The sequence below is a fragment of the Yokenella regensburgei ATCC 49455 genome, assembly GCF_000735455.1.
GTDB classification, from domain to species: Bacteria; Pseudomonadota; Gammaproteobacteria; order Enterobacterales; family Enterobacteriaceae; genus Yokenella; species Yokenella regensburgei.
The window spans coordinates 129,405-150,161 of the sequence record NZ_JMPS01000064.1; the positions used below are offsets into that span (position 1 = coordinate 129,405).

Below are 20,757 nucleotides of genomic sequence, written 5' to 3' on the forward strand. Positions count from 1 at the left end.
GGAAAATAAATGAAAACAACGATTAGCGTATTAACCGCCAGCCTGTTGCTGGCGGGGGCTGCCGCGAGTTTCAACGCGGTAGCCGCGGAAAAAATTGTCATTGCCCACCGTGGCGCCAGCGGCTACCTGCCGGAGCATACGCTCCCGGCGAAAGCGATGGCCTACGCGCAGGGTGCTGACTACCTTGAGCAGGATCTGGTCATGACCAAGGATGACCATCTGGTGGTGCTGCATGATCACTACCTGGATCGCGTGACCGATGTTGCTGAACGTTTTCCGAATCGCGCCCGTAAGGACGGGCGTTACTACGCTATCGACTTCACGCTTGCGGAAATCAAATCGCTGAAGTTCACCGAAGGTTTCGATATCGTTGACGGTAAAAAAGTGCAGACCTATCCGGGACGTTTCCCGATGGGGAAATCTGACTTCCGCGTGCACACCTTCGAAGAAGAGATCGAATTTGTGCAGGGGCTGAACCACTCTACCGGCAAAAATATTGGTATCTACCCGGAAATTAAAGCGCCGTGGTTCCACCACCAGGAAGGCAAAGACATCGCTGCTAAAACCCTGGAAGTGCTGAAGAAATACGGTTACACCAGCAAGCAGGATAAAGTATATCTGCAGTGTTTTGATGCCGACGAACTCAAACGCATCAAGAACGAGCTGGAGCCGAAGATGGGCATGAACCTGAACCTGGTTCAGCTGATTGCCTATACCGACTGGAAAGAGACGCAGCAAAAACAGCCGGACGGTAAGTGGGTGAACTACGATTACGACTGGATGTTCAAGCCTGGCGCGATGCAGAAAATTGCGGCTTACGCTGACGGGATTGGTCCTGACTACCACATGCTGGTGGCAGAAGGTTCTAAAACCGGGAACATCAAGCTGACCGCGATGGTGAAGGACGCACACGCCAGCCACATGCAGGTGCATCCATATACCGTACGTGCAGACCAGTTGCCGGAGTACGCCACCAACGTTAACCAGCTGTACGACATTCTGTACAACAAGGCGGGCGTTGACGGGCTGTTCACCGACTTCCCGGACAAAGCCGTACAGTTTTTAAGTAAAGAACCGAAGTAAAACAAAAGGGCCGTAAGGCCCTTTTTTGTTACATCTCTATCTCGATATCTCCCTGCGCTTTACAGCAACAGGGTAGGATCTCACCGTCCTGAATAAACGCCAGCGGCTGTGTAACCCAGGTGACATCACCGGATAGCAAACGGCAGCGGCAGGAGCCGCAGTAACCTTCACGACACTGATACTCGACTTCCACCCGATGCGACTCGAGGGTAACCAGCAGAGTAGGGTGTTCTTCCTGACACACCAGCTGCGTGCCAGAACGGCTCAGGGTAATACGGCTCATCAGAGCTGGAAGCTGCTCAGATCGTCAGTGTCCACTTCAGAGTCAATCTGACCCACCAGATACGAACTCACTTCCACTTCCTGCGGTGCCACCTGAACGTTGTCGGAAACCAGCCAGGTATTGATCCACGGGATCGGGTTGGAGCGGGTCTGGAACGGCAGAGAGAGACCGACCGCCTGCATACGGATGTTGGTAATGTACTCAACATACTGGCAGAGGATATCTTTGTTGAGGCCAATCATCGAGCCGTCGCGGAACAGGTAGTCTGCCCACTCTTTCTCCTGCTGGGCCGCTTCAACAAACAGATCGTAGCACTGCTGTTTGCACTCTTCGGCAATTTCGGCCATCTCCGGATCGTCAACGCCTGAACGCAGCAGGTTCAGCATGTGCTGGGTGCCGGTCAGGTGCAGCGCTTCGTCACGGGCGATAAGGCGGATAATTTTGGCATTACCTTCCATCAGCTCGCGCTCAGCAAAGGCGAACGAGCAGGCGAAGCTAACGTAGAAACGGATGGCTTCCAGCGCGTTAACGCTCATCAGGCACAGGTACAGCTGCTTTTTCAGCGCGCGCAGGCTAACGGTCACGGTTTTACCGTTGATGGTATGCGTGCCTTCACCCAGCAGATGCCAGTAGTTGGTCATCTCGATCAGATCGTCGTAGTAGCAGGAGATGCCCTCGGCGCGCTTTTTGATCTGCTCGTTAGTCACGATATCGTCAAACACAATCGCCGGATCGTTGACGATGTTGCGGATGATATGGGTGTAGGAGCGCGAGTGAATGGTTTCGGAAAACGCCCAGGTTTCGACCCAGGTTTCCAGCTCAGGAATCGAGATGAGCGGCAGCAGCGCCACGTTCGGGCTACGGCCCTGAATGGAGTCCAGCAGCGTCTGATACTTCAGGTTGCTGATGAAGATATGTTTTTCGTGCTCCGGCAGCGCCTGGTAATCGATGCGATCGCGGGAAACGTCAACCTCTTCCGGGCGCCAGAAGAAGGACAGCTGCTTTTCGATGAGCTTTTCGAAAATGTCGTATTTTTGCTGATCGTAGCGGGCCACGTTAACCGGCTGACCAAAGAACATCGGTTCCAGAAGCTGGTCATTTTTCGTCTGTGAAAAAGTGGTGTATGCCATGAATATCTATCCTGTCAGGGGTGTAATGCCGGATGCGCTTCGCTTATCCAGCCTACAATATCGTCTCGAATGGAGCCGTAGGCCGGATAAGGCGTTTTACGCCGCATCCGGCATCATTCATCAAATCTTACATGCGCCGCTTTCGCAGCCATCATCCTGAATAGATGGCGCCAGATCGTCCTGCGCATCTTCCGCACCGTCGCGAGTGTTCTGATAGTACAGCGTTTTCACGCCAAATTTATAGGCGGTGAGCAGGTCTTTCAGCAACTGCTGCATCGGCACTTTACCTGACGGGAAGCGCGTCGGGTCGTAGTTGGTGTTGGCAGAAATAGACTGATCGATGAACTTCTGCATGATACCGACGAGCTGCAGATAGCCATCGTTGTTCGGCATTTCCCACAGTAGTTCGTAGTTGTTTTTCAGATGCTCATAGTCCGGCACGACCTGACGCAGAATACCGTCTTTAGACGCTTTGATGCTGACGTGACCGCGCGGTGGCTCGATACCGTTGGTGGCGTTCGAGATCTGCGAAGAGGTCTCAGACGGCATCAGGGCAGAGAGCGTGGAGTTACGCAGACCGTGAGTCTTAATAGACTCGCGAAGCGCTTCCCAGTCAAAGTGCAGCGGCTCGCTGGTGATAGCATCCAGGTCTTTCTTATAAGTGTCGATCGGCAGAATGCCCTGCGAATAGGTGGTTTCGTTGAACCACGGGCAGGCGCCTTGCTCAATCGCCAGCTCGTTAGACGCCTTCAGCAGGTAGTACTGAATCGCTTCGAAAGTTTTGTGCGTCAGGTTGTTGGCGCTGCCGTCGGAGTAGCGCTTACCGTTTTTCGCGAGCCAGTAGGCGAAGTTAATCACGCCGATGCCGAGGGTACGACGACCCATTGCGCCACGATGCGCGGCCTTAATCGGGTAATCCTGGTAGTCGAGCAGGGCGTCGAGTGCACGCACCGCCAGTACGGCCAGCTCTTCCAGTTCGCTCAGGTTCTCGATCGCACCGAGGTTGAACGCCGACAGCGTACACAGAGCGATTTCACCGTTTTCATCGTTAACGTCGTCCAGCGGTTTGGTCGGCAGGGCGATTTCCAGGCACAGGTTAGACTGGCGCACCGGAGCAACCACCGGGTCAAACGGGCTGTGGGTGTTGCAGTGGTCAACGTTCTGGATGTAAATACGGCCGGTAGAGGCACGTTCCTGCATCATCAGCGAGAACAGTTCAACCGCTTTCACGCGCTGTTTGCGGATGCTGTCGTCTTTCTCGTATTTGGTGTACAGACGCTCAAACTCGTCCTGATCGGCGAAGAAGGCGTCGTACAGGCCCGGGACGTCGGACGGGCTGAACAGGGTGATGTCTTCACCTTTCAGCAGACGGGTGTACATCAGTTTGTTGATCTGTACGCCGTAGTCCATGTGACGTACGCGGTTGCCTTCCACGCCACGGTTGTTTTTCAGCACCAGCAGGCTTTCAACTTCCAGATGCCACATCGGGTAGAACAGCGTCGCTGCACCACCGCGAACGCCGCCCTGGGAGCAGGATTTTACCGCAGTCTGGAAGTGCTTATAGAACGGGATACAGCCGGTGTGGAACGCTTCGCCACCACGGATCGGGCTACCCAGCGCGCGGATGCGACCGGCGTTAATACCGATACCGGCGCGCTGGGAAACGTATTTCACAATTGCGCTGGAGGTGGCGTTGATGGAGTCCAGGCTATCGCCACACTCAATCAGTACGCAGGAGCTGAACTGACGGGTAGGGGTGCGCACGCCGGACATAATCGGTGTTGGCAGAGAAATTTTAAAGGTAGAGACCGCGTCGTAGAAGCGCTTCACGTAGCTGAGACGCGTGTCACGCGGGTAGTTTGAGAACAGGCACGCCGCGACCAGAATGTACAGGAACTGGGCGCTCTCGTAGATTTCACCGGTAACGCGGTTCTGCACCAGGTATTTACCTTCCAGCTGCTTCACGGCAGCGTAGGAGAAATTCATGTCACGCCAGTGGTCGATAAAACCGTCCATCTGCTTGAACTCTTCTTCCGTGTAGTCTTCCAGCAGATGAGTGTCGTATTTGCCAAGCTCAACCATCTTCACCACGTGGTCGTACAGCGCCGGCGGCTCAAACTGACCGTAGGCTTTCTTACGCAGATGGAAAATGGCCAGGCGTGCGGCCAGGTACTGGTAATCCGGTGCTTCGCGGGAGATCAGGTCCGCTGCCGCTTTGATGATGGTCTCATGGATGTCGGCGGTTTTGATCCCGTCGTAAAACTGGATATGAGAGCGCAGTTCCACCTGAGAAATAGAGACGTTATTCAGCCCTTCTGCCGCCCAATCCAGCACTCGATGCAGTTTGTCGAGGTCGATGCGCTCAGTACGGCCATCACGCTTTGTCACCAGCAGACTCTGATTCATGTGGTTTTTACCTGTCCGTGAAATGAAAAATATCCCCCGTTTATCCACAGAGCTCCGTTGTGACTAACTCTGTGGATAAATACAAGATATAGGGGTTGTTCGATAAGATTAACGCTATATGGTGAGTATTCTAGTAAGGATTCTTTTGAGTACAAGGGTTGATTTTGACGTTAAATTGAGGTTGCGAAAGGGTAATAAACGCTAAGTCCTCGTACTGTAAGGCCTGGCGGTCATGTCAATATTTCGCAAAAAAAAATGAAAATTTGATCGAGTGCTGATTTCTTCAACGAGAAGGAAAAATTGCGCAAACCAGGCTTGCGCAATTTTAAGAAGATTATCTTATGACGTTAGTCATTTTTGGCCGTTGTGTGCAACATATAGTTAACATCTACGCCGGGGGCCAGCTTAAAGGAGTTCAGCAGCGGGTTGTAGTGCAGACCGGTCATGTGCTTCTCCTGCAGGCAGGTGTTATCCACCCAGCTTAACAGCTCCGCAGGCTTAATGAATTTTTTCACGTCGTGCGTCCCCTTCGGTACCATGCGCATCACGTATTCCGCGCCGACCACCGCCATCAGCCAGGCTTTACCGTTACGGTTGATGGTTGAGAAGAAAACGTGCCCGCCCGGTTTCACCAGCTGTGCACAAGCACGAACCACCGACTGCGGGTCCGGAACATGCTCGAGCATTTCCATGCAGGTCACCACGTCGTACTGCTGCGGGTTCTGTGCCGCGTGCTCTTCGACGGTTTTCTGGATGTACTCGACTTCAATACCGCTTTCCAGGGCATGCAGACGTGCCACCTGCAGCGGCTCAAATCCCATATCCAGCCCGGTTACCGTTGCGCCTTCCCGCGCCATGCTTTCCGCCAGAATGCCACCGCCGCAGCCGACGTCGAGCACCTTCTTGCCGAACAGACCACCGGCACGCTCGGCGATATAGCCCAGACGCAGCGGATTGATGCGGTGCAGGGGTTTAAACTCACCCTCAAGATCCCACCAGCGGGATGCCACGGCTTCAAACTTGGCGATCTCTTCATGGTCAACGTTGTGTATCACCGACGATTTTTCGGCATTCATGGGTGCATTTACTCCTTTTTTATCCATGCCCGCGAGTATATCAGGTGGTGAGCGTGAATAAAGCGTATAGGTTTACCTGTCTTTACGTGGTTGTGTTATAATTTGCGACCTTTGAACCCGGGACACAAGTAGAGGGAAAGCGGTTAGATGAGCGACCTTGCGAGAGAAATTACACCGGTTAACATCGAGGAAGAGTTAAAGAACTCTTATCTGGATTATGCGATGTCGGTGATTGTTGGCCGTGCGCTGCCGGATGTCCGCGATGGCCTTAAGCCGGTACACCGTCGCGTGCTTTACGCCATGAACGTATTGGGCAATGACTGGAACAAAGCCTATAAAAAATCTGCCCGTGTCGTTGGGGACGTTATCGGTAAATACCACCCCCACGGCGACTCTGCGGTATACGACACCATCGTGCGTATGGCCCAGCCGTTCTCACTACGCTACATGTTGGTAGATGGCCAGGGTAACTTCGGTTCTGTTGATGGCGACTCCGCGGCGGCGATGCGTTATACGGAAATCCGTATGTCGAAAATCGCGCATGAGCTGATGGCCGACCTTGAAAAAGAGACGGTAGATTTCGTAGACAACTATGACGGGACGGAAAAAATTCCGGACGTCATGCCAACCAAAATTCCTAACCTGCTGGTGAACGGTTCATCCGGTATCGCCGTAGGTATGGCGACCAACATTCCGCCGCATAACCTGACGGAAGTGATCAACGGCTGCCTGGCGTACATTGACGATGAAAACATCACCGTCGAAGGGCTGATGGAACACATCCCGGGGCCGGACTTCCCGACTGCGGCGATCATCAACGGTCGTCGTGGCATTGAAGAGGCCTATCGCACCGGTCGCGGTAAAATCTACATCCGCGCCCGCGCTGAAGTAGAAGCCGATGCGAAAACCGGTCGCGAAACCATCATCGTGCATGAAATTCCGTATCAGGTGAACAAAGCTCGCCTGATCGAGAAAATCGCCGAGCTGGTAAAAGACAAACGCGTGGAAGGTATCAGCGCGCTGCGTGATGAATCCGATAAAGACGGTATGCGTATCGTCATCGAGATCAAACGTGACGCGGTGGGCGAGGTTGTACTGAACAATCTGTACTCCCAGACCCAGCTGCAGGTCTCCTTCGGTATCAACATGGTGGCACTGCATCACGGCCAGCCGAAGATCCTGAACCTGAAAGAGATCCTGGAAGCCTTCGTTCGCCATCGCCGTGAAGTGGTGACTCGTCGTACCATCTTCGAACTGCGTAAAGCGCGCGATCGTGCCCATATCCTCGAAGCGCTGGCGGTTGCGCTGGCTAACATCGACCCGATCATCGAGCTTATTCGCCGTGCGCCGACGCCGGCTGAAGCGAAAGCAGGCCTGATTGCCCGCTCATGGGAGCTCGGTAACGTCGCTGCCATGCTGGAGCGTGCCGGTGATGATGCCGCGCGTCCGGAGTGGCTGGAGCCAGAGTTTGGCGTGCGCGATGGTCAGTACTACCTGACCGAGCAGCAGGCCCAGGCGATTCTGGATCTGCGTCTGCAGAAACTGACCGGCCTTGAGCACGAAAAACTGCTCGACGAGTACAAAGAGCTGCTGGAGCAGATTGCTGAGCTGCTGCACATCCTCGGCAGCGCCGAGCGTCTGATGGAAGTGATCCGTGAAGAGCTGGAGCTGGTCCGCGATCAGTTTGGCGATGAGCGTCGCACTGAAATCACCGCTAACAGCTCTGATATCAACATTGAAGATCTGATCAACCGCGAAGATGTGGTGGTTACCCTGTCTCACCAGGGCTATGTGAAGTATCAGCCGCTGACCGACTACGAAGCACAACGTCGTGGTGGTAAAGGCAAATCTGCAGCACGTATTAAAGAAGAAGACTTTATTGACCGCCTGCTGGTGGCCAACACCCACGATACGATCCTCTGCTTCTCCAGCCGTGGTCGTCTGTACTGGATGAAGGTTTATCAGCTGCCGGAAGCGAGCCGTGGCGCACGTGGACGTCCAATCGTCAACCTGCTGCCGCTGGAAGCGAACGAACGTATTACCGCGATCCTGCCGGTTCGTGAGTACGAAGAGGGCGTAAACGTCTTCATGGCGACCGCCAGCGGTACCGTGAAGAAAACCGCGCTGACCGAGTTCAGCCGTCCGCGTTCTGCGGGCATCATCGCCGTTAACCTCAACGAGGGTGACGAGCTGATTGGTGTGGATCTGACCTCTGGTAACGACGAAGTCATGCTGTTCTCTGCGGCCGGTAAAGTGGTGCGCTTTAAAGAGAACGCCGTCCGTGCGATGGGCCGTACCGCCACTGGCGTGCGCGGTATCAAGCTTGCGGGCGAAGACAGCGTGGTGTCGCTTATCGTTCCACGCGGTGAAGGGGCAATCCTGACCGTGACCCAGAACGGCTACGGCAAACGTACCGCCGAAACTGAGTACCCGACCAAATCTCGTGGTACCCAGGGCGTTATCTCCATCAAGGTGACCGAGCGTAACGGTTCCGTGGTGGGCGCGGTGCAGGTAGACGACTGCGATCAGATTATGATGATCACCGATGCCGGTACGCTGGTGCGTACTCGCGTGTCTGAGATTAGCGTTGTCGGTCGTAATACCCAGGGCGTGATCCTCATTCGTACCGCGGAAGATGAGAACGTAGTGGGCCTGCAGCGTGTGGCTGAGCCGGTAGACGACGAAGAGCTCGACTCTATCGACGGCAGCGCCGCAGAAGGCGACGACGACATCGCGCCGGAAACGGAAGCCGATGACGACGCTTCTGAAGACGAAGCCGACGAATAATTAACGCGATACGTTAGTAAAAAGGGGATACCGCAAGGTGTCCCCTTTTTTATTTGTTTTGTGAATCTAAATTTATTCTGAAATATGAGCAAGCTTATTGGCAGGCCTGGTTGTTATCGCTAACCTCACGCAAAATAAGAAAAGTCATTGAGATTTATTATGCTGAGACAAACTTAATTCTTGTTTTAGATAATCTAATTTTATCCCACTCCTCGCTGTATGTATTATTTGCTACATAAACATTACATTGAATAACATTATTATGAAAACACTTATTAAGAAGGTACTGCCGGTAAGCCTGGCATGTTTCTTTATCCCGGCTGCATTTGCCAATATGACCGTCTATCCGATGGCAGTCAGTATGGGCGCCAACGGTGAAGGGAGTGTCCGTGTTATTTCAAAAAGTAATGACGTGCAGTACGTCAGAACGAAAGTATTTAAAATCACGAACCCGGCAACGCCTGAAGAAAAAGAGGTCGAGGTTAGCGGGAACGATGGTACCGGCCTGGTCGTGATGCCGCCATTGTTTGCCCTTCCGGGTGGCGCCAGTAAATTAGTGCGTATGGAAGCGATGGACCCGGATCAGAAAGAGGCTATCTATCGGGTGATGTTCCAGAGCGTGCCGTCTCTTGATGACGCCAGCACGGCGAACACCAGCGCGATTTCATCAAAGCTCTCGGTTAACCTGGTCTGGGGGGTTCTGGTTTCCGTCCCACCGCAGCAGCCGGTGATTAAACTGACGCTGTCCGGCGATAAGCACCAGCTGCTTAATCAGGGAACCCAGCGCGTCAAAATTACGGATATCGCACTTTGTCGTGCGGGTCAGTCGGGGAAAAACTGTCAGCATAAAACGGATAACCGGAATATTTTCCCCGATGGTCAGTATCAGCTGCCTTCGCTTTCCGGTATTCAGCATATTGAAATTACTTACAAGGACTGGATTGCTAAAAAAAATGGAAGCCAGTCGTTTGTCGTCAATTAATCAACATGATTCTGTTTTTAGTTTTCTGCCTATAAGAATTTTACTTCCGTAATGGAAACCTCACTCATGCTCTCATAGTGAAAGCTGAGCATGCTATTAAATTAAGGAAAGACGTATGAAATTCATTATTAAACCCCTCGTGGCATTATGTTTAGTGGCCGCTGCCGGTACCTCTTTTGCTGTACAGAAAGATATTACGGTAACCGCCAACGTCGATGCTTCCCTCGACATGACCCAGGCTGACGGTAGCGCCTTACCGAAAGCGGTTGAAATGCAGTATATCCCGGGAAGCGGCCTCAGCCCGTACAGCGTCCAGAGTAAAATCTGGTCTAACGATGTGTCCTCAACCTCCGGCGACATCCACATGAAGCTGGTCTCAACGGCGCAGCTGGTCAACACCACCGGCGCCGAGGGTACCGCCGTTCCGCTGACGGTTTCCTGGGGTGATGATGCGCTGGCGACAGATAAGGATGTGGATCTCGCCGTGTCTGACATTTTCCCCGGCGGTGACAGCACTACCGGCTCCGTGGCGCGCGCGCTGACTATCGCTCAGACCACCAAGGGTGCGCTGGACAGCGGTAACTACCAGGGGGTGGTGAGCATCTATCTGTATCAGGACGCGGCTACCCAGTAAGTCATTTCCTCCCTTGTATTCACCCGCATCGTCTGATGCGGGTTTCTATCCGCCTGCAGCGATAAATAATCATGAAAAAAAGTCTGCTTTGTTTATTGATCCTGACGTCTTTTGCGTCGTATTGCGCGCCGACGGTGCCCAAAGGTTTTGAGATCCTTGCGGAAGGCGTTGAAGAGCGGGTGGACGTGGTGCTTGCCGGAAAACATGTGGGTCTGTTCGATGCGACCGTCAGCCTGGAAAGCGTCCGGTTTGATAATCCTGAAAACGTGCTGGCGGCGCTGGAGCTTCCGGTGAAGCCAGACAGCGCAGATTATCAGTCCATTCTCCAGGCGCTTTCCAAACCGCTGGCGCGCAACGGCGCGCTGGCCTGTGGTTCGAATGGCGCTCAGTCCGGATGCGGATACCTGAAAACGGACGGCGTGGCAGGGATTTATGACGACAGCGACTCGAGCATGACGCTTTTTTTCCGCGACGGCTGGATGCCGGTAGATAACCAGCAATCGATGTACCGGGCGGCGGATACCAACAGCGTTGAAAATGCGCTGGTTCATCAGCAGGATCTCAACGTTCTGAAACAGGATGATTACAGCAGCCTGTTTTTGCAGGGAGCGGACGCGCTGGGCATCAGCGATAACAGCTACATTGGCAGCAACTGGTCGCTCACCGCCTCGAAAAACGACGATGACAGCGATAACAACGTTGACGTCAGTAACCTGTATTACCGTTACGACATCGCCCGTCGCTACTATTTTCAGGCCGGAAGGATGGATAACCGCACCCTGTTCAATACGCAGGGCGGTAACTTCAGCTTTAGCTTCCTGCCGCTGGGTGCCATTGATGGCGCGCGTATGGGGAGCACCATGAGCTACCTCAACCCCGAACGTGCAGGCCAGGGTACCCCGGTGATGGTGCTGCTGACCCGCAGCTCGCGTATTGACGCCTACCGGGGCAACCAGCTCCTCGGCTCTTTCTATCTGCCTGCGGGCAACCAGTCTCTTGATACCTCTCAGTTTCCCGACGGCAGCTATACCGTGACCCTGCGTGTCTATGAAAGCAATCAGCTGGCGCGCACCGAAAGCACCTCATTTACCAAAAACGGTGGCATGAGCGATGGGCGTATTCACTGGTTTGTGCAGGGCGGGCAGATAAGCGGTGAGGATAGCGAGGCCTATCAGGCCGGTATTCGGCTTCCGCTGTTGACTATGCTTTCGCTCACCGGCGGGGCCGCCGTAGCCGACGGCATTCGCTCAGTGGAAGGCGGCATCGATTTCTCGCCGGATTTTGGCGCCGCCGGGCGACCGACCCTTTCCGCTAACCTTTACCACGATGATGCCGGCGGCCGGGGTGACAGCGAACAGCTGAGCTGGTCAGTACCCGATTTGCCGTCATTGAGCCTCTACCGCTCTTCTTCGCGCGGGCAGGAGTGTAATGACGACGCCGATGACGACCTCAGCTACAACCAGATTGGCTGTTATGAAAATATGAACGCCTCGCTGACCGCCAGCTTCTGGGGCTGGAACAACGTGCTGAGCTTCATTCGTACTGAGAATCATGATGACCACAGCACCTGGGACGATGAGCGATCGTTCAGCGATAACCTTGGTAGCCAGACCACCGCCAACGCGGTTTCCCGCACGCTGCAGCTCAGCAGCTCACGCTCCTGGAGCATCGGCAACTGGATGCTCAGCAGCACCCTGGGGGCGTTTACCCGCAACGACCAGGGCTATGACGACCGCGACAACGGTATCTATCTCTCGCTCTCGCTGTATGAAACGCCGAAGCCGGATGAGCATTTCCGCAGTCAGTCCACACGGCTTAGTGCCGATTACCGCGACAGCAAGCATGGCAATTCACAAACTTCCTACCAGGTAGAGCACGACTGGTACTGGGACGACAGCGCCCATAAAGAGCTGACGGTGCAGGCGGGCGGGATCAATACCGACACGCTGGATACCTCAGTGACCGGGCGCTACGACGGCCGCTACGGGGACATGAGTGCAACGCTCTCCGACAGCTACGACAACCAGAGTAATGAGCACACCACCGCGGCGACCGGCTCGTGGAGCACCTCGTTTGCGCTTTCCCGCCAGGGGCTGGACTGGGGCGGAGCAGGGACCAGCGATCCGGCTGCGGCGTTGCTGGTGAAGGTTGACGACGTTGACGGTTTTGAGGGCGACAGCGCGGCGCTGGTGGATGCCAGGGTCAGCGGCAACCGCCCGGTGGCGTTAAAAACCGGCAGCAAAGCGCTGTTCCCGCTGTCACCGTATGCATCTTCGCATGTTGAAATCGCCGATAGCCGGATGGCGAGTGAAGGCGCGACCACGGCGATAGTCAACGGTGCGGGCAGCAGCGACGTGATGCTGCTGCCGGGTAAAGTGCGGATGAAAACCATCACCGCCGAGCAGCGTTTTGGCTACGTCGGTACCCTCGAACTGCCCGCCGGAGCGCGCAGCAACCCGGTTATTGGCCTCAATACTCGTATGCTGCTGCTGGCGGAAGACGGCGGTTTTACCGCCCAGCTGCCGGGCAAAGCGAAGATGCTCTACCTGACCTCGGGCACGCACTACTACCAGTGTCCATTGACTGTGCAAAAACAGCGTGGCGTGGTGCGTTACGTAGGCAAGACGCTGTGCCAGAGCATTACCCCGGAGGCGCTGCCGGACAGCGTCAATAAAGATCTGCTGGCAAAACGCCGCCGCGAGCAGCAGAACCTGCAAACCTCCCAGAACCGGAACGATGAATAATGAAAATGCTATCTGCACTGTTACTCCTGCTGGCGACCGGCAGCGCCCTGGCGGGGGATGACCTGACGTTAACCCGCACCTTCGATCGTATGTCGCCGCCCGGGGCGGATATCTGGCTGTGGAATGGCGTTAACCAGGGGGTTGATAGTGATGGACACAATGCCTACGGAAATAACACCGTTGCGTGTAAAAGCTCCTCCGACTCTGTGACCGGGGCCTGCCCGACGGGCAGAAACACCTCAACGGGTTCGACGCCGACACCCATAAAACTGAGATTCACAGAAAAACGCTCTGCATTGACGGTGGATTTAACGCTACAGGGGTACAGAGTTGCATATATAAAGAATGACAGTCATTGCGCTAATCATATGACGGCACAATTCACGTTAAGCAATTTTGCTAACGTAACCTGTGCGGGGGTATATCGTGATACCTCCGATCTGTACGTCTATGTTCCGGCGGCAGAGCTGGCGAAACTCCCCGTCGGTGGTCTCTGGACTGCCCACCTTAAGTTGGTGTCTTATTGGGGGGGAGGCCCCAATAGTTCTACCGCCTGGAACGCCGACATCACTCTCAAGGTGACCGACCCGTCGCACGTTGATATCTACTTCCCGGAGTTCGGTACCGCCAGCCCGCGCGTCGATCTTGACCTGCATCCGCACGGTTCGCCGAATGAGAACCCGTGGGCGGCAGATACGGTTTCGCTCGACATGTGTCTGTACGACGGCTACAACGCCAACAGCACTCAGTACGACGTCCTGCTACATGATGAGCAAAAAGCGCACGACGGCAGAAGCGACGGCGATTTCTCCATCTACCGGGTCGGCGGCGACGCCAGCGAGACTCGCGATCGGGTGGATTATCACGTTCGTATGTATAACCCGGAAAACGACAGCATGCTGGACGTGGTCAACAATCAACAGCTCACCTGGACCCAGATAAACCAGGGGAGAGTCCGCCCGGTCAGATTACCGGCTATCCCTACGCCGGTGCTGTGTTCGCCCACGCCGTTAAAGCTTAGTGTGGCAAAATTCAGCATTGCCGATAAAAACGCGGGTTACTACCAGGGGACGCTCACCGTCGTCTTTACCCCAACTACGCCGACCGTCGATTAGCGCGGGTGCTTTTCAGCCTTGTGTACATTGCGGCAAACGTCGTTTGCCGCTACCTTAAGCACATCTTTCTGTACGCACACGGCCAAACGTTGAAATACCTTGTCTCTTTCCGCACCACTCTGAAAGTCTCCCGTTACCTGTTTCGGGCGCTGGCGCTGTTAATCTGGCTGCTGATTGCCTTCTCGTCGGTGTTCTACATCGTGAACGCCCTGCACACGAAAGAGTCAGAGATCCGCCAGGAATTTAACCTGAGCTCCGATCAGGCGCAGCGCTATATTCAGCGCACATCAGACGTGATGAAAGAGCTGAAGTACATTGCGGAAAACCGACTCACCGCCACTAACGGCGTGCTCGCATCGCGGGGAAGCAGCCAGGACACCGACGTACCGGAGTTTGTCCCGCTGTTTGACGACTCAGACTGCACCGCAACCGGCAGCAGCTGGCGCGGTTCGCTCGAGTCACTGGCGTGGTTTCTGCGCTACTGGCGCGATAATTTCTCCGCTGCCTACGATCTCAACCGTATCTTCCTGATCAGCAGCGATAATCTGTGCATGGCTAATTTCGGCCTGCGGGATATTCCCGTCGAGCGCGATCAGGCCCTGAAACTGCTGCACGAACGCATTATGAAATACCGCGATGCTCCGCAGGATGAGCGCGGTAACAACCTGTACTGGATTAGCCAGGGGCCACGCCCGGGCGTAGGGAATTTCTATGCTTTAACCCCGGTATATCTGGCTAATCGTCTGCAGGGACTGCTTGGCGTCGAGCAGACGGTACGGATGGAAAACTTTTTCACCCCGGGTAATTTACCGATGGGGGTGACGATTCTCGACGAAAACGGCCAGTCGCTGATTTCGCTCGCCGGGCCGGAGAGCAAAATTAAGGTTGAGCCACACTGGATGCAGGAACGCTCGTGGTTTGGTTACACCTCAGGCTTCCGCGAGCTGGTGCTGAAAAAAAACCTGCCGCCGTCGTCGCTCAGCGTGGTCTATTCCGTACCGGTCGATCTGGTGCTGGAACGTATTCGCATGCTGATCCTCAATGCCATTCTGCTGAACGTGCTGGTGGGCGCGGCGCTGTTTATGCTCGCGCGGATGTACGAGCGGCGGATCTTTATTCCGGCGGAAAGCGATGCCCAGCGGCTGGAGGAGCATGAGCAGTTCAACCGCAAAATTGTTGCCTCGGCGCCGGTTGGGATCTGTATTTTGCGTACTCAGGATGGCACTAACATTCTGAGCAACGAGCTCGCACACAACTACCTCAACATGCTGACCCATGAAGACCGTCAGCGGTTGACGCAAATTATCTGCGGGCAGCAGGTCAACTTTGTTGACGTACTGACCAGCAACAACACGAACTTGCAGATAAGTTTTGTGCACTCTCGCTACCGCAACGAGAACGTGGCTATCTGCGTGCTGGTTGACGTCAGCTCGCGTGTCAAAATGGAAGAGTCATTGCAGGAGATGGCGCAGGCGGCCGAGCAGGCGAGCCAGTCGAAATCGATGTTCCTCGCCACCGTCAGCCACGAGCTGCGCACCCCGCTCTACGGTATTATCGGTAACCTCGATTTGTTGCAAACTAAAGAGCTGCCGAAAGGGGTGGATCGTCTGGTGACGGCGATGAACAACTCCTCCAGCCTGCTTTTAAAAATCATCAGCGACATTCTCGATTTCTCGAAAATTGAGTCTGAGCAGTTGAAGATAGAACCGCGCGAGTTCTCCCCACGTGAGGTGATGAACCATATCACCGCAAACTATCTGCCGCTGGTCGTCCGCAAACAGCTGGGGCTGTACTGCTTTATCGAGCCAGACGTGCCGCAGCAGATGATGGGTGACCCGATGCGTCTGCAGCAGGTTATTTCAAACCTGCTGAGCAACGCGATTAAATTTACCGATATCGGCTGTATCGTGCTGCACGTGCGCGCCGTCGGGGATTATCTCAGCATCAGCGTGCGCGATACCGGCGTCGGTATTCCGGCGAAAGAAGTGGTGCGTCTGTTTGATCCATTCTTCCAGGTCGGCACCGGCGTACAGCGCAACTTCCAGGGGACCGGCCTTGGGCTTGCTATCTGCGAAAAGCTTATCAGCATGATGGATGGTGATATCTCCGTAGACACCGAGCCGGGCATGGGTAGCCAGTTTACTATCCGTATTCCGCTGTATGGCGCGCAGAATCTGCTGGCGCTTTCAAACGATGGGCTGATGCACAAACGCTGCTGGCTGGCGGTGAATAATGATTTCCTCTGCCAGTATCTTGAATCGTTGCTCGCCCTGCGGGGGATTGAGGTCCGACGCTATGAAGGGCAGCAGCCGGGAGTCGACGATACGCTGATCACCGATGGCGAGCTAACGACACCATGGGCAGGACGGGCGGCGGTGGTCTTCTGTCGTCGCCATATCGGGATCCCGGTTGAACGCTCGCCCGGCGTCTGGCTGCAAAGCGTGGCAACGCCTCATGAGCTGGTGGCGCTGCTCGGTCGCATCTACATGCTTGAATCGGAAAATGCCGATGCGCCTGACACCGCGGCCTCAGCGGATTCGGCCGCGATGAACGACGACATGATGATCCTGGTTGTGGACGATCACCCGATAAACCGTCGGCTGCTTGCCGATCAGCTCGGATCGCTTGGTTATCAGTGTAAAACGGCCAACGACGGCGTTGATGCGCTGAGCGTGCTCAGTAAGAATCACATTGATATCGTGCTGAGCGATGTGAACATGCCTAACATGGATGGTTATCGCCTGACGCAGCGGATCCGCCAGCTGGGGCTGACGCTCCCGGTAGTAGGGGTGACCGCGAACGCGCTGGCGGAAGAGAAGCAGCGCTGCCTTGAATCCGGCATGGACAGTTGTCTGTCGAAACCCGTGGTGCTGGACGTGTTGAAACAGACGCTGGCGTTCTACGTCGCGCAAGTCAGAAAGGCAAGGGATACAGCCTGATTTCCCCCCGGGGCTACCGGGGGAAGCGGGGATTAATCTTTGTCGGCGGAGCTCAGGGTGACCGAGGAGAGGTAGTTCAGCAGGGCGATGTCGTTTTCGACACCCAGCTTCATCATTGCCGATTTCTTCTGGCTGCTGATGGTCTTAATGCTGCGGTTGAGTTTCTTGGCAATCTCGGTAACCAGGAAACCTTCGGCAAACAGACGCAGCACTTCGCTCTCTTTCGGTGACAGGCGTTTGTCGCCATAACCGCCTGCGCTGATTTTTTCCAGCAGACGAGACACGCTTTCTGGCGTGAATTTTTTGCCTTTCTGCAGGGCGGCCAGTGCTTTTGGCAGGTCAGTAGGTGCGCCTTGCTTCAGGACAATCCCTTCGATATCAAGATCCAGCACCGCGCTCAGGATCGCCGGGTTATTGTTCATGGTCAGAACGATGATCGACAGCGTCGGGAAGTGACGCTTGATGTATTTAATCAGCGTAATGCCGTCACCGTATTTGTCTCCCGGCATGGAGAGATCGGTGATGAGGACGTGGGCATCCAGTTTCGGCAGATTGTTAATCAGTGCGGTGGAGTCTTCAAATTCGCCAACAACATTCACCCACTCGATTTGCTCAAGTGATTTGCGAATACCGAACAGTACAATCGGATGGTCATCGGCAATAATTACGTTCATATTGTTCATGTATAAGGCTACCTTGCTACAGCAAGCTCTTGACGTAAGCGTCAATGTCGCTGATATATTTTTCTATTCCTGGAGCATCTTTCTCACGGATCAGATGTTCCAGCGTTTCACATAACTGCTTGCCGGGTACCAGATTTAGCATGGCAAACACCCCTTTAAGTCGGTGTGCTGTCTGCGCCAGCGCGGCAAAATCATGCGCTGATGATTCAGTATACAACCTCTTAACATCGTCGGGTACCGTATCGACAAACAGCGCGTAATAGCCGCTGGCGTGGAGCTCGGCGTTTTCATTCACGCCTGTAGACGGCGCTTCCACGATCTCGTCCTGAGCCAGTTGCTCTTCGATCAGCTGCAGTACAGCTTCCTGCATTGCGTTGCTGATATTAAAGTTGACGCGCAGTTGGCCTGGGCCAATTTTGCGGATACCAGACTCATCATCGCTTAAAAGCAAGCCCGAGGCAGTAAGATTAGACGGATTATCCGTTAAAAAGAGATCATATTCTTGACTTGTTAGCCTTTCATCCGGGGAAATGCAGGTCGCCCCCCAGTTTTCAAGCAGCCGTACCACGATAGTGCGGATTTCGTTTGACGTCACATCAATCATTGCCACCACGTCATCCAGCAGACGCTCTTCGGCCTCGCTATCCTGAGCGCGGGCGGCCATTTTCACGTGCAGCGAGTAGCGGGTGCCAAGGGTATCTCGTGCTTTGATGTTGAGATGTCCACCGAGTTTGCGCGCCAGCTGATCGCACAGCCAGAAGGTCAGGGCGTTAGCTTTACCGTAGCGGTCGCCCTGAGTGTCGTTCAGGAACGGGAAATGCAGATTGTCGATTTCGCTGTTGCTGACGCCATTACCCGTATCCAGGATGCGCAGCGTCAGGCGGTCGTCGGCTGACTCATCGGTATTCACCTCAAGGGTGATTTTGCCAATTTGCGTGGTGGTGACGGCGTACTGAATCAGCAGCAGCAGGACCCGACGCAGCGCATCGCGGTCGCCGTGACGTTCATCACCCGCCGGTAGACGGTTGTTAATCAGCAGCTGCAGCCCCTTACGTTTGATAACGGGCAAAACCTCCGGCACTACCTCATCGATCAGATCCTGAATCGAGAACAGAGTAGAGGTGCCTTTCCAGCTGTCATTTTCCAGCATGTTGGCCAGTTGAATTTCATCGATCAGGCGTACCAGTACGTCGGCATTGGCGGCGAGCTTTTTCGCCTCATCGCCGCCGACATGAGCGGCTTCTTCGGCCAGCATACGAACCGGCTGCTTCAGTGCTTCACCGATATTCTGCATAAAGGCGGCGCGACCCTGCTGGTTTTTCTCATACAGCCGCTGGGCCTGCTTGAGCTTTTTATTCACCAGCACTTCCCGGTCCTGATCGCGAATGATGAAGATTTGAGTTCGCGGTGCCGCCTGGCTGCGGAACTGGCGAATTTCATACAGCTCATTGTTAATGGTGGCCTGAATAACGCCCTGATGCTGGTCGGCCATGCTGGTGATGTTCTGCAGATTCAAATGCGGCAACAGATGGTCGGCAATTTTATTGCTGAGTATCGTGCGGTTAGATTCCTGATCGTGAACCAGCAGGCCCAGCGGCAACACCGAGACGATTTCTTCATTGATGGCCCGCAGCGCACGAATTTCATTGCTCACCGCCGTTGGTGAAACTGAATCGCTCTGGTTACGGCCTGGTTGATGGCGGAAGGTGGTGTAGCCAAACAGCGCCAGCGCCAGTAAGCCAATGTTTAACAGCAACGGCAGCAGGATGTTTTGCAGCGTATCGAGCAGCAGGGTGCCAAACGGGACCTGCCACACCAGACGCATGCCGGTGCTGTTAATAGAAGAAGAGATTTCGATGCGCGAGCTGTTGAAGTTGATGCTGACGCTGTCCGCCGCCTCTTTCTCGGATGGACGCACGGCGTTTGGCGATGTGTCCTGTTCCAGACGGAAGCTATCAAGCGACATGCCCGGTGGAATAAGGTCGTTAATCGGTAAATCGAAAGCCACAACCGTCGCCAGATGGCCCGGCTGATTGAAGGTGGTGCGCAGCGTAAAGTAGTGACCATTTTGCCAGGCAAGCTTACGCAGCGACGAGAAGGTTTCACGCTCATCCAGCGTGTTGGCCTGCTGGAGCATCTCTGCGCGGCGCGAATCAACGATAGAGCCGATAGTCGATTCTTTAAAGCCGGAAGAGAGATCCTTCAGCGGCAGCGTGGAGATCAAAATCAGGCTGTTATCCTGGCCGTTCAGATAATACATCGACCACGGCACGGTTTCCGCGCCCCACAGCGTGTCGAGGTAGGTCGACATCTTCTGGGTCATGTCCAGCGTCGCACTGTCGTGAGAACCGAAAATCAGCGCTTCCGTTTTGCGTCTTGGTTTTTCCAGATAGTAGACATCTTGCTTGACTCGCGTTTCCTGCAGTCCTTCGCCGCTGGTACCCGCAGAAGCCGCAATATTGTCGTAAATCTGCCAGGTCGCGTAGCGCCAGGTATCAATACGCTTATGCAGGGCATGCGTCACATCCACTATCTGATAGCTACGATCTTTCAGCCACGCGTTGACCGCGCTTTGTACCAGAACACCCAGGGTTACCAGCAGCACCACGATCATCAGCAGGAAGAAGCGTGTGATGTTGCCTGGTATTAAGGAGAATTTGTTTGGGATCATCGTGGCAGAATGACTCATTGTCGTATCAAACAGGTAATGGCGAAGGCGCCGTATGCTGCTGGCAGTATAAAGGCTGACGCGGCAAATTCCAGACTCGAACGACGATTCCCGCCGATTTTCCTCCTTATTCCTGGTGCACAGTCTCATTTGACTAAAAGTGTACAGTTCCTGAACGGTTGTACAAATATCTGTGTCCTGGGGCAAAGGAATAGCACAAAATATCA

At 54.6% G+C, this 20,757-nt stretch carries 13 protein-coding genes; 7 read left to right on the plus strand and 6 right to left on the minus strand.

The annotated features are described in order from the left end of the window. The first annotated feature begins 9 nt into the window (after positions 1 to 9). Positions 10 to 1,083, plus strand: a complete 1,074-nt coding sequence (glpQ, locus tag GYRE_RS15010) for a glycerophosphodiester phosphodiesterase (RefSeq protein ID WP_038256307.1) — start codon at positions 10 to 12, stop codon at positions 1,081 to 1,083. Between the two features lie 28 nt (positions 1,084 to 1,111). On the opposite strand, the gene yfaE is transcribed toward glpQ, so the two are convergent. The 4 genes from yfaE to ubiG form a co-directional block, all read right to left on the minus strand. Then, the gene (yfaE, locus tag GYRE_RS15015) at positions 1,112 to 1,366 is read right to left on the minus strand and encodes a class I ribonucleotide reductase maintenance protein YfaE (protein ID WP_038256309.1); all 255 of its coding nucleotides are present in this window, start codon (positions 1,364 to 1,366) and stop codon (positions 1,112 to 1,114) included. Beyond that, positions 1,366 to 2,496, minus strand: coding sequence for a class Ia ribonucleoside-diphosphate reductase subunit beta (nrdB, locus tag GYRE_RS15020; protein WP_006820915.1), 1,131 nt, complete (start codon positions 2,494 to 2,496; stop codon positions 1,366 to 1,368). Before nrdB ends, yfaE begins: the two co-directional genes overlap by 1 nt. A gap of 120 nt (positions 2,497 to 2,616) precedes the next feature. After that, complete coding sequence (gene nrdA / locus GYRE_RS15025; RefSeq protein WP_006820914.1) at positions 2,617 to 4,902, minus strand: class 1a ribonucleoside-diphosphate reductase subunit alpha; 2,286 nt, start codon at positions 4,900 to 4,902, stop codon at positions 2,617 to 2,619. Positions 4,903 to 5,249: 347 nt separating this feature from the next. Further along, positions 5,250 to 5,978, minus strand: coding sequence for a bifunctional 2-polyprenyl-6-hydroxyphenol methylase/3-demethylubiquinol 3-O-methyltransferase UbiG (gene ubiG, locus GYRE_RS15030; protein WP_038256312.1), 729 nt, complete (start codon positions 5,976 to 5,978; stop codon positions 5,250 to 5,252). A gap of 147 nt (positions 5,979 to 6,125) precedes the next feature. Here ubiG and gyrA point away from each other — a divergent pair, with 147 nt between their 5' ends. From gyrA to rcsC, 6 genes are all read left to right on the plus strand, one after another. Next, positions 6,126 to 8,765, plus strand: coding sequence for a DNA topoisomerase (ATP-hydrolyzing) subunit A (gene gyrA / locus GYRE_RS15035; RefSeq protein ID WP_006820912.1), 2,640 nt, complete (start codon positions 6,126 to 6,128; stop codon positions 8,763 to 8,765). 262 nt (positions 8,766 to 9,027) lie between these two features. Next, positions 9,028 to 9,747, plus strand: a complete 720-nt coding sequence (locus tag GYRE_RS15040; protein ID WP_038256399.1) for a fimbria/pilus periplasmic chaperone — start codon at positions 9,028 to 9,030, stop codon at positions 9,745 to 9,747. A gap of 115 nt (positions 9,748 to 9,862) precedes the next feature. Further along, on the plus strand, positions 9,863 to 10,381 hold the full coding sequence (locus GYRE_RS15045) for a CS1 type fimbrial major subunit (RefSeq protein WP_038256314.1): 519 nt from the start codon (positions 9,863 to 9,865) through the stop codon (positions 10,379 to 10,381). Between the two features lie 71 nt (positions 10,382 to 10,452). Next, on the plus strand, positions 10,453 to 13,125 hold the full coding sequence (locus GYRE_RS15050) for a TcfC E-set like domain-containing protein (protein WP_038256316.1): 2,673 nt from the start codon (positions 10,453 to 10,455) through the stop codon (positions 13,123 to 13,125). Continuing rightward, entirely contained in the window at positions 13,125 to 14,240 is a 1,116-nt protein-coding gene (locus tag GYRE_RS15055; protein ID WP_038256317.1) for a CblD like pilus biogenesis initiator family protein, read from the plus strand. The genes GYRE_RS15050 and GYRE_RS15055 overlap by 1 nt, the downstream gene beginning before the upstream one ends. 89 nt (positions 14,241 to 14,329) lie before the next feature. Further along, positions 14,330 to 17,179 carry a two-component system sensor histidine kinase RcsC gene (gene rcsC / locus GYRE_RS15060; protein ID WP_038256401.1) on the plus strand — a complete coding sequence of 950 codons (2,850 nt, stop codon included), beginning with the start codon at positions 14,330 to 14,332 and terminating at the stop codon, positions 17,177 to 17,179. A 32-nt stretch (positions 17,180 to 17,211) separates the two neighbouring features. Here the strand turns inward: rcsC and rcsB are convergent, their stop codons facing one another. Continuing rightward, positions 17,212 to 17,862, minus strand: a complete 651-nt coding sequence (rcsB, locus tag GYRE_RS15065) for a response regulator transcription factor RcsB (protein WP_006820905.1) — start codon at positions 17,860 to 17,862, stop codon at positions 17,212 to 17,214. A gap of 16 nt (positions 17,863 to 17,878) precedes the next feature. After that, positions 17,879 to 20,551 carry a phosphotransferase RcsD gene (gene rcsD, locus GYRE_RS15070; RefSeq protein WP_081874660.1) on the minus strand — a complete coding sequence of 891 codons (2,673 nt, stop codon included), beginning with the start codon at positions 20,549 to 20,551 and terminating at the stop codon, positions 17,879 to 17,881. Positions 20,552 to 20,757 lie beyond the last annotated feature (206 nt).